This is a genomic window from Bacillus paramycoides, assembly GCF_001884235.1.
GTDB classification, from domain to species: Bacteria; Bacillota; Bacilli; order Bacillales; family Bacillaceae_G; genus Bacillus_A; species Bacillus_A paramycoides.
Genome location: NZ_MAOI01000039.1, coordinates 12879 through 28062 on the forward strand (window position 1 = coordinate 12879; position 15184 = coordinate 28062).

The 15184-nt window shown below is 34.6% G+C and carries 8 protein-coding genes and 2 pseudogenes; 1 reads left to right on the top strand and 9 read right to left on the bottom strand.

The genetic code is table 11. The features are described 5' to 3' along the window. Positions 1-102: 102 nt before the first annotated feature. Positions 103-1122: a zinc-binding alcohol dehydrogenase family protein gene (locus tag BAU28_RS05720; RefSeq protein ID WP_071717987.1), complete on the top strand. Its 1020-nt coding sequence runs from the start codon at positions 103-105 to the stop codon at positions 1120-1122. Between the two features lie 48 nt (positions 1123-1170). Here BAU28_RS05720 and BAU28_RS05725 read toward each other — a convergent pair whose 3' ends face one another. The 9 genes and pseudogenes from BAU28_RS05725 to BAU28_RS05760 all read right to left on the bottom strand — a co-directional run bounded on the left by BAU28_RS05725 (position 1171) and on the right by BAU28_RS05760 (position 15159). Further along, positions 1171-2562: an amino acid permease gene (locus tag BAU28_RS05725; protein WP_025150478.1), complete on the bottom strand. Its 1392-nt coding sequence runs from the start codon at positions 2560-2562 to the stop codon at positions 1171-1173. 380 nt (positions 2563-2942) lie between these two features. Further along, positions 2943-3020 (bottom strand): annotated as a pseudogene (locus BAU28_RS31530) (recombinase family protein); the annotation flags it as partial. A gap of 377 nt (positions 3021-3397) precedes the next feature. Further along, positions 3398-5707 carry a binary toxin-like calcium binding domain-containing protein gene (locus BAU28_RS05730; protein WP_071717988.1) on the bottom strand — a complete coding sequence of 770 codons (2310 nt, stop codon included), beginning with the start codon at positions 5705-5707 and terminating at the stop codon, positions 3398-3400. Positions 5708-6246: 539 nt separating this feature from the next. Further along, complete coding sequence (locus BAU28_RS05735) at positions 6247-7305, bottom strand: sensor histidine kinase (RefSeq protein ID WP_025150476.1); 1059 nt, start codon at positions 7303-7305, stop codon at positions 6247-6249. Next, a complete protein-coding gene (locus BAU28_RS05740; RefSeq protein WP_002172765.1) occupies positions 7302-8015 on the bottom strand; it encodes a response regulator transcription factor in 714 nt (237 codons plus the stop codon). Before BAU28_RS05740 ends, BAU28_RS05735 begins: the two co-directional genes overlap by 4 nt. Before the next feature lie 502 nt (positions 8016-8517). After that, positions 8518-10320 (bottom strand): ATP-binding protein, encoded by a 1803-nt coding sequence (locus tag BAU28_RS05745; protein WP_071717989.1) that lies wholly within the window; start codon positions 10318-10320, stop codon positions 8518-8520. Positions 10321-11511: 1191 nt separating this feature from the next. Further along, positions 11512-12049 (bottom strand): annotated as a pseudogene (locus BAU28_RS05750) (MFS transporter); the annotation flags it as partial. A gap of 43 nt (positions 12050-12092) precedes the next feature. After that, a complete protein-coding gene (locus tag BAU28_RS05755) occupies positions 12093-13712 on the bottom strand; it encodes an amidohydrolase (RefSeq protein ID WP_071717990.1) in 1620 nt (539 codons plus the stop codon). Positions 13713-13803: 91 nt separating this feature from the next. Continuing rightward, the gene (locus BAU28_RS05760) at positions 13804-15159 is read right to left on the bottom strand and encodes an aspartate aminotransferase family protein (RefSeq protein ID WP_165615149.1); all 1356 of its coding nucleotides are present in this window, start codon (positions 15157-15159) and stop codon (positions 13804-13806) included. Positions 15160-15184: the final 25 nt, after the last annotated feature.

Below are 15184 nucleotides of genomic sequence, written 5' to 3' on the forward strand. Positions count from 1 at the left end.
AATCTTCCACTGTAACAAAATGGAGTCTACTTTTTTACATAACGACACATTACCCACTATAATAAAAAAGAATAGACTCTTACTTTAATGGAGGGAATAGAAATGAAAGCAATTGGTTTACATGAATACTTACCTATTGAAGAAGAAAACAGTTTAATTGATGTTGAAATAGAAAGACCTGTTGCTACAGGAAGAGATATGATCGTTAAAGTTAACGCGATTTCCGTTAACCCAGTTGATACAAAAGTTCGCTCACCGAAAGATAAAAAAGAAGACATACCGAAAATACTCGGCTGGGATGCTAGTGGTATTGTCGTACAAACTGGCGAAGATTGTACATTATTTAAAGAAGGCGATGAAGTATTTTACGCTGGAAGTATTACGAGACAAGGTACATATAGTGAATACCATTTAGTTGATGAAAGAATTGTTGGTAAAAAACCAAAAACTTTAACTGACGCTGAATCTGCAGCACTTCCTTTAACAGCTATTACAGCGTGGGAGGGTTTGTTTGAACGTTTAGGGATTGATTATAATAAGAAAGACGAGAATTCATTTAAAAATATTTTAATTATCGGCGGAGCTGGTGGTGTTGGCTCAATTGCTATTCAATTAGCTAAATGGGCTGGACTGAATGTAATCACAACCGCATCTCGCAGTGAAACCATTCACTGGGTTGAAAAATTCGGTGCCGATTATATAGTTAACCATCACCAGCCTTTAAAAGATCAAATATTAGAATTTGGGCTAAAAGATGTAGATTATATCTTCTGCTTAAACAATACAGATCAACATTGGCACGCGATCGGTGATATCATTAAACCACAAGGAAAAATTTGCTCTATCGTAGAAAATGAACACCCTCTTGAGATGGGGATTTTAAAAAGTAAAAGTGCTACATTCGTTTGGGAGTTTATGTTTACAAAAGCGATGTATGAAACTGGTGATATGATTACGCAGCACGAACTTTTAAATAAAGTAAGTGAGCTATTAGATGAAGGTGTTCTTCAAACAACTTTAAACGCTACGCTAACACCGATCAATGCAGAAAACCTTAAAAAGGCACATGCATTGCTTGAGAGTGGCCGTACAATTGGGAAAATTGTATTAGAGGAATTTTAATAACAAAAGTCCGATTTCCAAATAAGAAATCGGACTTTTTTACTATCTTTATTTACTTGAAACCTCTTGATCATTTTGAACATCTAACGGAACACGCTTCCCTATTCCGAAAGCATAGAAACTAATTGTTACGATAGCTAAGAAAACAATACCTACAATTAGTGAAATGCGAGTATCATCGTTAAACCACATACCGATTAACACCATAATTAAAAAGGCAATCGTTAAATAGTTTGTAACAGGAGCAAATGGCATTTTGAATGGATGATCTTTCATCGCTGCTCCCTTTTCTTTTCTAAAACGAATTTGACTAATTAAAATAACAAACCATGGTACCATACCAGGAAGGACACTTGCACTATATACATATACGAATAAGTTTTTTGGTGCAATATAACTTAAAACAACACCAACCGCTAAACCGATAATCACACCAACTGTACCGAATAAAGGTACACCGTTACTAGAAACCTTCGTAAAGTATTTCGGTGCTTGTCCATTTACACCTAACGTATAAAGCATACGTCCAGCACTATAAATACCACTATTACAACCAGACATTGCCGCTGTAATAACAACGAAGTTAATAAGTCCAGCTGCTGCCGTAATACCAACCTTCGCAAAAGTTGCGACGAATGGACTACCAATTGAACTTAATTGATCCCAAGGATACACCGTTACAATCACGAAAATAGCACCAATATAGAAAATTAAAATACGCCAAATTGTACTTTGAATAGCTCTTGTAAGTGTCTTCTTCGGATCTTTCGCTTCACCAGCAGTGATCCCGATTAATTCCACACCTTGATATGCCCCAACTACAAGTGATAATGCAAAGAAGAATCCTGAAAAACCACCTGTAAAGAAACCGCCATTTTTCCATAGATTAGATATACCGATTGCTTCTCCTCCGTTCCCAATTCCGAAGAAAATGAGACCGAATCCAGCAATAATCATTAATAATATCGTAACGATTTTAATCATTGCAAACCAAAATTCAAATTCACCGAATGACTTAACCGAAATTAAGTTAGCAGCCCCAAGAATAACCATTGCGATAACACCTGGTATCCAAGCTGGTAAATCCGGGAACCAATATTGCATATACGCTCCAACCGCGATAATCTCTGACATCCCAACGATAACCCACTGGAACCAGTTACTCCACGCTGTCATATAACCTGCTAACGGGTGTATATACTTATGACCGAACGTCGCAAATGAACCTGTACTTGGCTCCATATACAACATTTCTCCCATGGCACGCATGATGAAGAAGATAAAAATACCTGCAATTGCATATGCAAGCATTACTGACGGACCTGTCCATTTAATTGTGCTGGCTGACCCCATAAACAAACCAACACCAATCGTTCCGCCTAACGCAATCATTTGAATATGACGTGCTTCTAAACCTCGTTTCAATTCTTTGTTTGCCACTTCACTTCCCCCTCTTAGATGATTCATAGCCGCATTTTAAAACAAGATGCTGTACCCGAATTCCTCTTTGGTCTGAAAATGATGAGGCGAGTATCATTTTTTGCGCACTTAAAAGTTATTCTTTACTTTTTATTAAGTCGTAAAAGCCTCTTCATTTTCCTCCCTTTGTACAATTGTAAAATTGCTTATTTTATAATAATTCATTTATCTGAAAAATACAATTACTTTTTCTGGTAGATTGTTATATGCAAATCGAATACAATCCATTACTATATTAGTAACTAAAAACATAAATTCAATATTATTGAAAAATAAAGGTTTTTTCCAAAAATTCTCTATTAAATAATAAACTATTGTAACGCATTTTTATTCAACAAAACCTTAATTATCTCTCCTCTGTAAACTCCTTTTCGTTTCGCTAACTTTATCCCTGCACGTTGTTTTTCTTTAATTATTTCTCAAAGGGCCTGCTCATTCATTATAAAAACATAAAGTAATGTAAAACCGTTAAAACAAAAGAGTGAAACAATAATTCCCCCTTTTACGTAAAGAAGGAATTATTATGGGATATGGTGGTTGTTGCGGTGGATTCAGCTGCTAAAAAAAGACACTCTTATGAGTGTCTTTTTTTATGCATGCATTTTAAATTGTAATACTACTTATATTATTTTAAGTATTACCGTCCTAGGTTTCGCTACATATCCATCAGGCTAATAAATTCAAATAACCCGAAACGAGAAGATTGAAATCTCCAACAGAAAGATTTGATATCTTTATAACCTCATATATATCCCCCCATCCATATGGATAGGGGGTACATATATAGCATCATTCTTTACTTAATACTTTCTAATTCCCATTGGTGATAATTACCCGGTGAAGTTGTATGCTCAGATCTTAAAACACGCTCACCAGCACCCACAAGCGGGGCAATACCATTATCTGCAACAGAACTAGTCCACTGATTCTCTCTAGATGTTATATAAGTAGAATCAGATTTTATATAGAAGCTCTTCTGATTAGGAATTTTGTCTAATTTAATAGCAGATTTATTCTGTTCAGTATCTAACCAGCTATAATCATAACCGTTTCCAAAGTTTAAATACTGGTAATTACTATGGCTACTATTCGTAAACTTAAGAAATACTTCTTCATCTTTTTTGAATGGTTCTTCAGGTTTAGATTTTCCTTTTCTTTCAATCAATACTGGTGTTGCTTGAATGTCTGGTCCATGTATTGCTTGTTGGATAGGACCGAGTCTCAATCCGTCCCAATTATTCCCCTTAAGCGAAAAGTGTACATATCTCCCATTAATTGATTGATTTAAAGTACCGGCAGACCAAGATTCCTGTACACCTTCATAAAAGCGAGCAGATGACTTCAAATAGTACTTTTTACCTTCTACTATAGGTTCGCCAGAATTATCTACTACTAATTTATCGATAGCTTCTAGATAGCTTTTATTTGAAACAAGAGGCGTGAAGACTTCAGTTTTATTGTCTTTTGCATCAAGAAGCTCAAACTTTGCCTGATATTCTCCAAGAGATGCACGGTTTACTGCTATGTCTACAGGCTCATTTTCTTTAGATTCATACACATTTGAATTCTGATTTCGAACTAATGTTACCTTTTGGCTCTCACCTTTTTTATTTCGAACCGTAACAAACATTTCTTCACCCAAATTAAATATCCCTGGTATAACCGATGCATAAATCTTTTTCTTGCTATAATCATAACTGCTATATGATAGAGTTGGTCGTAGTGCACGATTATCAAAGAAACCAAGGTTCTTACCTCGTTCTAAAAGTGTCCGACTTGGACCATAACGAACTCGTTCTTCGTTTGGGCGACCATTTACTATATAATTCGCTACCCAACCTTTATCAGCTATCCCAGTATGTGCAAAGAATTCGTCTAGTGAAAGATTATGATTAATGTTAGCAGGCTTTTCCTTGCCCGTTCTTGGTGTATAGATTCTATATTTCGGTATAGAACCGTAGTTTGTTTCTACCAATGTAGTAGAAGCATTTACATTTGATGCAAAATGCGACCAATCTCCTAAATTTACAAATTGTCCATCTTTCATTGTATACACATTCATCGTACTAGTAGGCAAGACTTCAATAGAAAGTGGTGCCCCTTGTTCTACCGCTTTTAATTCATCCAGTGTTAGGGAAATTTTCACATCCGCTTGACCTTCTATACTATCCATTAGAATTTCAGTTTTATTATTTCCACCTTTTGCTGTAGTTAACAAGTTGGCTTTATAACGATCTTGTGTTGCCTTTACAGTATTAATAATTTTATTTGCTAATCGAATGTTAAAGTGCGGTGAAACATCTCCAGCAGATGCAGTACCCGTATTTTTATATTCTAGATGAAGCCTCACATTTGCTGCTTTAGATGAATCAACAGTGGTTGCTGTCGACCAGTCAAAGCTATTAGAGATGCTTTCTGTTTCCGTTTTTGTATTTGAATAACCATACCCCACATTTATCGATCCCTTACCCGATGGTACAGGACCCGCTGCTGATCCTTCAGCGCCACCTTCACCAGCTAAGCCAACATTAAAAGAATGTTGTACAGATAAGCTTTTTTCCCAAGTCTTAGTACGTGACTCACCATTTGAGTCTGTAATACTAGCAACAGGAGTAATATCAATACGTTTTACAGCAATTTGTAGATTTGGTACATTCGCGATCATAGGGTTAAAATCTATATCAGAATCACTATCATAATGCTCCACTTCATAGCTATCTGTAAAAGGGTCTCCATCTGAGTTTGCACTCTTAGGATTTGTTATAAATCTCTTTTTTCCAAAGTCTTGCACTAGGTCATATAACTGGGCTTCATTTTTCCCTGTCTTTTCATTAAATACAATTTTAAATCCTTTTTCTTCCACATCATTAGGAATACCATCTTCGTCCCAATCATTATTTTCCTGAGGCTCTTCCATAATCATGACTCCCTTTTTTCCAGAATCGCCATAGATAATATTCTGTCCTTCCTTTAAATTTGTATCTTCTTTAAAGGTTTCTACTTTTCCGTCTTGTTCAGGCTTTGTTTCAGCTAAAGCAGGGGCTGTTATCGTCAATGCCATAGTTAAACTACTTACTGCACCAAGTATTGGCTTTAATTTTTTCATCTTAGTTTTCCTCCATATTTCCTATACGTGTTTGAACATCTACTAGTAAGATTGATTTCATAATATCTAACAAGTCTTTCATTTCTCTTTCGCAAATGTTACAAAAGTCTTTCACAAATCTTTTTTTACTTTATTGATATAACGAGTTCCGTTGCAGAATTTCTTAACACATAGAAAGATGAGAAAATTGCAGAAACGAATTTTATAATCATATTCTAACCAAACAAAAAGGAAGAAGAAATTTTCTATGCTTGCTCCCTGTTTTACTTTGCTATTTAATAAAATTTAAATATGATAGATGACAAAAATAAAAGGAACACTACTTTTTTTAAAGTTGTGTTCCTTTTATTGATAAACGATTTAATTATAAAAGATAAAATCCCTATAATTACACATGCGATTCTGCTTAAGAATTGTCCCAGTTCCGCTGTTTCTCCTAAAATAAAGAAATTAAAATATAATTACCTTCAATACAGTCATCTTATTATGTATATCTTTCAATTCACTTTCGTAAATGTTACAAAAGACCTTCAACCGTCTCATTTCTTCTCAGATGTAACAGGAAGAGTAAACCAAAATTCACATCCCTGTTTCCCGTCTTGGCGATCCCGAACACCAATTTGTCCTTTATGCAGTTCAACTAGCGATTTTGCAATAGCTAAACCAAGCCCAGAGCCTCCAGATTGTGAACTTCTTGATGGATCCGTTCTAAAGAAACGGTCAAATATACGCAATTGATCATCTGGAGAAATCCCTTCTCCTTCATCACACAAAGTGAATTGAACTTGCTGCTTCTGTTTATTTTCCTCTACAATTAATTCGATTGCTCCACATGTAGGAGAATGCCGAATCGCGTTATGCAACAAATTATTAATAACTCGAGCTATTTTACATGGCATAATCCAAATTCGTGGTAATGTCTCAGAAACGTGCAATTGCAAATCAATCTCTTTATCTTGCAATAAGATATCATGTGAATCTATTACTTTTAATAGAATACTATCTACATGTATTAAACTTGGATGAAAAACTTCTTGTCCAAGTTCTAACTTAGAAAGGTCAAATAAATCATTAATTAATCCACTTAATCGTTGTATATCATTTAGGATTGTCTTTAAATATTGTTGTTTCATATCAGGGTCTTCAATTAATCCATCTTGTAACGCTTCTATCATCAATTGTATGCTAGCCATGGGTGTTCGTAAGTCGTGGGAAATATTCGCAATCAGCTCTGTACGTGCTTTCTCTCCTTTTTCTAATTTAGCAAAGCTTTCGTCTAACTTTTTGGCCATTTCTTGAAAAGCTTCCGCTAATTCTTTAAACTCTTCCGGTTCTTTCCCTATTATGTACATCGTTCCAAATTGTCTATCACTAAATTGTTTGGTTAAGGCAATTAAATTTTGAATAGATCTCATAATAGGACGTGTCATTAACCAATAAATAATCGTAGAAATAATCATGGCTACAATTACTATTACTATTAATAATCGTGTCTGTTCTGGTCTAAGTAACATTTGCCTTTCACTGTACCATATAGAAATTACCATGATACCCGTGCTTAATAAATTCATCAATAAAAGTTGATATCGTAACTTCATTTATCGTTTCCTCCATCTGGTTCGAAACAATAACCGATGCCCCAAACCGTATGAACCCAACGGTTCTTTGTTGTATGCTTCTCCAACTTCTCACGTAAACGACTCATTAATACAGTTACTGCATTTGTGCAGCCCTCATACTCAAATCCCCAAATTTGTTCAAGAAGTTGAGACCGTGAAAACACCTGTTTAGGATGCTTTGCCATGAGATAAAGCACCTCAAACTCTTTCACCGTTAGCTCTATTTCATATTGACAAACAAATACACGTCTTTTTGTTGGATCAATTTTCAAATCTAGAAACTCTATCATTCCTGATGCAGACTCTATTCCTTGAATTGTTACTTGACTTCCTCTTCTTAATATAATTTGTACCCTTAATACTAATTCACGAGGTGAAAAGGGTTTTGTTACATAATCATCCGCTCCCATTGTTAATCCTAAAATCCGCTCTCTTTCTTCTCCTCTCGCGGTTAACATAATAATCGGCACATTGGAATGTTGGCGAATTTCCTCACATAGTTCCCATCCATCTTTTCCTGGCATCATCAAATCTAAAATAATTAAATCTGGTTGAAATTGTTGAAATACATTCCATCCTTCTGTTCCGTTCACAGCAGTGTATACTTCATACCCTTCTCTTTCTAAGTACCGTTTACATATCTCTCGTATACTATCTTCATCTTCTATAATTGCAATTCTTGTTTTCATACATTAAGTCTCCTCGGTTCCTTCATCAATGGCGATTGATATAAAATCAATATGCGTAAGTTCATATTAGTCTATATACATTGCATTTTCCTTTCAAAAATATAACAAAACCCTTTCACAAATATCATAAAAAATTATCACTCAAGTAAAAAAGTTTCTTTTTCAATAACTGAGAAAAAGAAACTTTTCACTTTTTAGATATACATGCAACTTAACCTAAATGGTATTTAGAGCAACCTTCTTTTCCCTAAATTAATTTTTTATCTTCCGTTACATTATGAATTATCAATCTAACTTTTTAAGTGAATTTTGAAAGGAGCCTCTTACTTCTATGCATAAAATATAACGTCTACTGAAACTAGGAGTTGTACTTCAAATTCAAGTTACATTATCCCTATTAAATCCATTTTTCTTTGCCTGATCAAATTACTTCAGACCACCTATGTTTCTACAAGATAATAGCTTGATCTTTCATTTTCAGAGATTTATTTGCTAGTTATGATTACATGCTATTTGCACTAACATCACCAACTGAGTCACCGTTATAAATTGGAAAAAACAGAGTAACAGTAGTTCCTTTCCCAACTTGGCTCTTTATACTTATTTTTCCACCATGACTTTCAATAATTCGGTAACTCATCATGAGCCCAACACCCGTCCCCTTTTCTTTTGTACTATAAAAAGGTTCACCTAGTCTTTTAATTCTTTCTGAAGGAATACCTACTCCTTTATCTAAAATACAAATCTTAACCTCGGTACTATTATGTTTTTTCACGCTAATGATGATTTCTTGACCATTTTGTATAGCCTCAATAGAATTTTGTAAAATACTATAGAAAACTTGTTTTAGTTGAATTTCGCAACACTCAACCAATAAGTTTTCAACATCCATATTTAATGCAATACGAATATTCTTCATAATTGCTTGTGTACTTATTAAATCGACTACATTATCTAATATAGTACAAAGGTTTTTGGGTTCAAATACTGCAGCATTCGGTTTTGCAATAGATAAAAATTCTTGAATAACTTTTTCTATACTACTGATTTCAGAAAGTATTAGGCTTAAATATTCTTTATCCTTCCCTACTTCCTGTTGCAATAATTGCATGAACCCTTTAATTACTGTTAATGGGTTACGAACTTTATGAGCGATCCCAGCTGCCAATTGCCCTACTGCATTAAGGGTATCTGATTTCTTTAATAATTCCGTCGTTATTGTACGCTCTGTAATATCACGTACAATAATCATAATTTTATCCTCAAAAAGCGGTAAAAGTCTTGCTTCAAAATAATAAATTTCATCATCTAGTTGTAGAGAATAATCTATTAATACAGGAGCGGATGAAGTTTTTATTTGATTAATAGCCTTCTCAAATTGCTTTATGATAGGAACTGGTAATATCTCTTGGAATTTCTTCCCTATAAATTCTTCAATTGGAACATAAAATTTGGATATAGCATTAACTTTACAATCCTTAATGGTCCCATCAAGTTCTGACAAAAAATACAAATCAGGAATTGCTTTAAAAATTAATTCTAGTTCAGTCGAGGTTTGTTTAAGTTTTTCTTCCATTCTCTTACGCTTAGTTATATCAATTCCAATTGCTCCAATACTCCACCCTAAATTTGGAATACTATGTAAAATGTTTGACCACATAATAGTTTTTATCTCTCCACTTTTACATGTTATATTCACCTCCCAATCTCTAAATTCGTCACCATTATGCAACAACTCGTTACATAACTGATTTCTATAAGGTTTATGAGGGTGTAGCAATTCCATCATTTTGGGATTGTTAATTATTTCATCTGCATTATATCCAGTTACTAATTCACATTCCCGATTCCACATAATGATATTTCCTTTTTCATCAATAGCATTAATCATAATCGGCATATTTTGTAATACACTGCCTAAACAATTTTCTTCATGATTTGTTCTCGTATTTATTTGTGAATCTTTTTCATGAAATTTTTTAAGGTGTAATTGCTGTGTTGCCATCTCTTCAATTAGATTTGCAATGCATTTAAAATGTGTTATATGAGAATCCGCAATAACCTCTTTATTAATACTTGTTCCTATAACAAAGGTTGCTATATGCTCCTGCTCAATAATGATGGGAATATGCATTTCTTGGGGCAATTGGATTTTCTGATTATGAAAAAAAGGGTCACCTTTGGAAAATATAACATTTTGATTATTATCAAGGAGACAGAATGGAACTTTAGTTAAATTATAAAATTGCTCTGTTATATTCTTAAACTCATTTATATTTATAAGATCTTTAAGTGTGTATTTCACTATTTAACCCATCTCCTTTATATTTACTATATCTTTAAGACTCCCCATATAAATTTTCCAACTAGAAGCAATAAACAATTACCTATTACAATGATGCTCTTGTTCTGAAATACCATAGGATCAACCGCGTACTTGTATAGAGTAATAAAACAAGAGTTTAAAATATAAAAAGACCGCAAAGCTTTCTTAAAAAACGCTCCGTGGCCTTATACTTTCTTGTTTCACCTAAATAAAAATCAATTGTATTTCTTTCTAAATCAACGGCACGCTATAAGTAAACTTATTATCCTCTTACTTTTATATAAACTATTTAATTCTAAATCGTACTGATAAACCTAGTTTATAATCATCGTACAAACAAAAAACAATCGATATTTCCCTATTATCCTTACTAAGTCGCTTACCGTTTACAACATAATACTTAGCTGATGGTATCAACATTTACAAACTAAGCAATTACTGATAGCGTTGTAATCTAAAACGTTATACCGTTTCATCATCCCTATCAAATCTCAAAATCTTATGTTGCATCATACCTGCCATCTTAAAATGAGCATAAATATCTGGTTAATAATGTTCTCATTAAAAAGCTAGCGGTTTACTCATACTTTTCCCCTTCATTATTAGATTCATAACATGAGTATGTCCAAGTTTAATAACACATTTTTAATGATTCACAATTTTTATTCACCGAATTTTTTTGTCCCCTCCTAAAGACATTTTTTTCATGCTCTCCTCCGTAATATAAGACTATTTAGACAACAAAAATAGTTTTTGTAACTTTTGTAACTGATTTTGTAATTAATGAAACCAAACATAAGACAAACGCAAAGTATACATAAACCAAACATAAACCAAATACAAACCAAATATAAACCAACTATCAGTTTTTTTGGATAAAACCTTATTTCAAACCTCCTCCATCTACAAATCTGTTTAAAAATATGAATTTAGTATTTTATTTACAATCTACTCGACCTATTTTTATACAGCAAACATTTAATTACACTCCCACATGACGACTATATTCACAATTTATTGGAGATGAAAAAAAACAGTTGCTAAAGAAATCTCTTGTTTAATAAATAAATTTTATAAAACTGTAGTACTAAAAATCATTAACACGAATGATAACTTTTATAAAAAAGAGAGTCTCATTTTTCAATGAGACTCTCTTTACTTTATATATATTTAAATAGAATTTTCAGCTCTATCATTCCAAATAAATACTCGAGTGAAAACTACCATAATTCCTACAATAACTAAAAAATATAGGGGCATGACTACTAATGAACCTGTATGAAGCTGGCTCATTCCCCAAATCGTCATCGTCACTATTATATAATAGCCTAGGCTAAACAATGCACCGGCTGTACCAATGACATCTTGAAAATCTACTAACGCTAAGCTTAGACAGTTAGGTAACGCTACCCCAATTCCTAGTAGCAATATAAACATCGCTACTAAAAATCCAATCATATATAGTATGTTTGGATTTGATCCAACAGAAGTAATAACAGATAAAATGACTGCTCCCCCTGTCATTACAATATAACCTATATATGATTTTCTCCGGTTTATAAATAGGCAGTATCCGTTTTGAAACTTTCGCTCCAATAATAGAAGCAGACGCAACTACAATTCCTAGAAATCCATACATACTAGGCGATAACTGAAAGTATTCAATAAAGATAAACGACGCTTCCGCATAATAGCTAAATAAAACACCACGTAACATTACAAGAGTTACGTGGTATGCAAACTATGATATATTAAATTTTCACTGATTGTTCTTCTTGATAGATAATTTCACCATCAATAATAGTTGTTTCTACTTTTAAATCTTTAATTTGGTTTGGATTTACATTTAAAATGCTGTCACTTAATATAACTAAATCCGCCAACTTTCCGACCTCTATGCTTCCTTTTATCTCTTCTTCAAAACTAGCATAAGCGCCATTCCATGTGTATAGTTTAATAGCTTCCATTACGCTTATAGATTGATTAGCACCAACCTCTATTCCAGACTTGGTTTTTCTATTGACAGCAACATGAATTCCTAATAAAGGATTATAGTCAGTAACTGGTGCATCCGAACTACCTGCTGCAATGATGCCACGATCAATAAAATCACGAGCAGCGTACATGTGATTAACACGATCACCATAATGCCGGACATATATCTCTCCAAATTCATATGGAAATGGAGGGTTTGGAATTGGAACCATCTCTAGTTTTTTCATTCTCTCTTGTAAATCCGGTGAAGAAATTCCCGCGTGCTCGATTCGATGACGATGATTTTTTCTTGGTGATTCCTCTAGCGCCCTTTCTACACAATTTAAATACATTTCAATAGCTTTATCACCTTGTGCATGTACAGTGATTTGATAACCTTTTTTATGCGCTTCACCTAAAACCTTATAGATTTCTTCCTCACTATAATAAAGAATACCGTAATTGTGAGGGTCACTTGAATATGACTTACGGGTTGCAATTGTAGGGCCAGTACTACTCCCATCTGTAAATAATTTAGCCGGTCCAACTTTGAATCTCTCATCTCCGGTACCAGTTATCACACCAGCTTCGATCATTTTATTAACAAATTCATGAGAGTTATTTATTTGACATATCATTGCATATATTCGGACACGAATATCCCTACTCTTCACAGCTCGTTGTAGTAAACGAAAACTCTCAGGTCCATCTCCACCTGCGTCATGTATACTTGTTATGCCAGCTGCAACGAAATGATCTGATGCGATTTTCACAGCCTTCATCATTTCACTTTCTGTATAACTTGCAACCTCGCTCATTCTCATATTTGCTGCTTCAATTAACTTTCCTGTAAGCCTTCCTGCCTGATTTTTTTCAATAACTCCCCCACTCGGATCCGGTGTGTTCTCGTTAATTTGCGCAATTTCTAATGCTTTGCTGTTCACCACGCTTATGTGGTGGCAAGTACGAGTTATAATAATAGGGTGTTCAACTGAAATTTCATCCAGCTCAGTAATTGTTGGATAACGCTTTTCCTTCACAGCTGTTTCATTAAAGCCCCAAGCACGTATCCATTCACCTTTTGGCGTCTCTGATGCCTTCTTTTTCAGATCATCTAACAAAGCCTCGATAGAATCAATATGTTCAGCTTTACAACTGACAGCCAACTGATTTAGTCCATAAGAAATGAGATGAAGATGGGAATCAATGAATCCAGGAAGAAGCGTTTTTCCTTGCAGGTCAATTACATCCGTTTTTTCTCCTATAAAACTCTTAACCTCCTGATTCGAACCAACAACTGCGATGCGATTATCTTTTATTGCTACAGCTTCGACTACTGCATTCTTTTGGTCGACTGTAATAACTTCCCCATTTATCAAGACAACATCAGCTTTCATAAACTCAACCCTTTCGGAATTACCCTTTTCGAGTAATTCATTCAGTATTTATAATTACATCTCTCAATAGGACCTTCCGCTTTTTAACAAATTAAAGTTGAGCTAAACACTCTTTTATGGTTTTAACGATAAAAGTAAAATCTTCCTCTGTAATGCTTAATGGAGGTGCAAGTTGTAAAATATTATTGTAACCTGCAACAGTGTCACCATTTTTACCAATAATTAAGCCTTTTTCTTTACAAGCATTAATGACCTTGTTCACCTTTTCAATGGCAGCTGGTTCTTTCGTTTGCTTATCTTCCACTAGTTCAATCCCTAAAAGAAGTCCTTTTCCGCGAACATCTCCTACGTTTGGATGCTCTTTTACATCCTCTAATTCATATAACAGTCGTTCACCCAATTCTTTGGAACGGTCAATGAGTTTCTCATTCTCCATAATTTCTAAATTCTTCAAAGCTAAGGCGCAAGCAGCAGGATTTCCTCCGAAAGTATTTACATGGCGGAAGCGATCATAATCTTCACTACCTACGTATGCCTCATACACTTCTCGTCTAACTGCTGTTGCTGACAAAGGAAGATACGCACTTGTAATACCTTTTGCCATTGTAATGATATCTGGTTTGACGCCATAATTCATAAATCCAAACGGCTTCCCTGTTCGGCCAAATCCACATATAACTTCATCACAAATGAGCAACGCACCGTGCTTCTCGCAAATTTCTTTTACTTTTTTCATATATCCATCAGGAGGCATTAATATGCCGCCTCCGGTAATAATCGGCTCCATAATCACACCGGCTACCGTTTGGCTTAACTCCCATGTCATGACACGGTCGATTTCTTCAGCACTTGCCAGTGTATGAACATCTTCTGGATTGCGATACGTATCAGGCGGTGCTACATGCAGGAATCCTTGCCCCAATGGTTCATATTTATACTTTCGTTGTGCTTGCCCTGTTGCTGCAAGAGCTCCCATTGAGTTACCGTGATAAGCACGATAGCGTGAAATAAATTTATAGCGTCCATGATCACCTTTTTGTTGATGATATTGACGAGCAATTTTAAACGCTGTTTCATTTGCTTCCGATCCACTGTTAGAAAAGAAAATAACGTATTCATCACCAAGCCATTCATTCAATTTCTCTGCTAATTTAATGGCAGGAACATGACTTTGTGTCAGAGGGAAGTACGGCATTTCTTCAAGCTGTTCAAAAGCCGCTCTTGCAAGCTCTCTTCGGCCATATCCAACATTCACGCACCAAAGACCAGACATACCGTCTAAATAACGGTTTCCATCAATATCCGTCACCCATGCTCCTTCTGCTTTCGTGATAATTAAATTCGTTGGACTAGGGGCTGCCCCTCTCATTGCATGCCAAAGGTACTTTTCATCTGCTTTTTTCAAACTTTGTGTTTGTTCTGTCGCTTGCACAATCACCAACTCCATTCTTTTCTTTTATGATTTCACATCA

What these genes read in the sequence shown, in the direction of transcription:
- BAU28_RS05720 (WP_071717987.1), top strand. Translation starts at nt 103, where the DNA reads ATGAAAGCAATTGGTTTACATGAATACTTACCTATTGAAGAAGAAAAC.
- BAU28_RS05730 (WP_071717988.1), bottom strand. Translation starts at nt 5,707, where the DNA reads ATGAAAAAATTAAAGCCAATACTTGGTGCAGTAAGTAGTTTAACTATG.
- BAU28_RS05735 (WP_025150476.1), bottom strand. Translation starts at nt 7,305, where the DNA reads ATGAAGTTACGATATCAACTTTTATTGATGAATTTATTAAGCACGGGT.
- BAU28_RS05740 (WP_002172765.1), bottom strand. Translation starts at nt 8,015, where the DNA reads ATGAAAACAAGAATTGCAATTATAGAAGATGAAGATAGTATACGAGAG.
- BAU28_RS05755 (WP_071717990.1), bottom strand. Translation starts at nt 13,712, where the DNA reads ATGAAAGCTGATGTTGTCTTGATAAATGGGGAAGTTATTACAGTCGAC.
- BAU28_RS05760 (WP_165615149.1), bottom strand. Translation starts at nt 15,159, where the DNA reads ATGGAGTTGGTGATTGTGCAAGCGACAGAACAAACACAAAGTTTGAAA.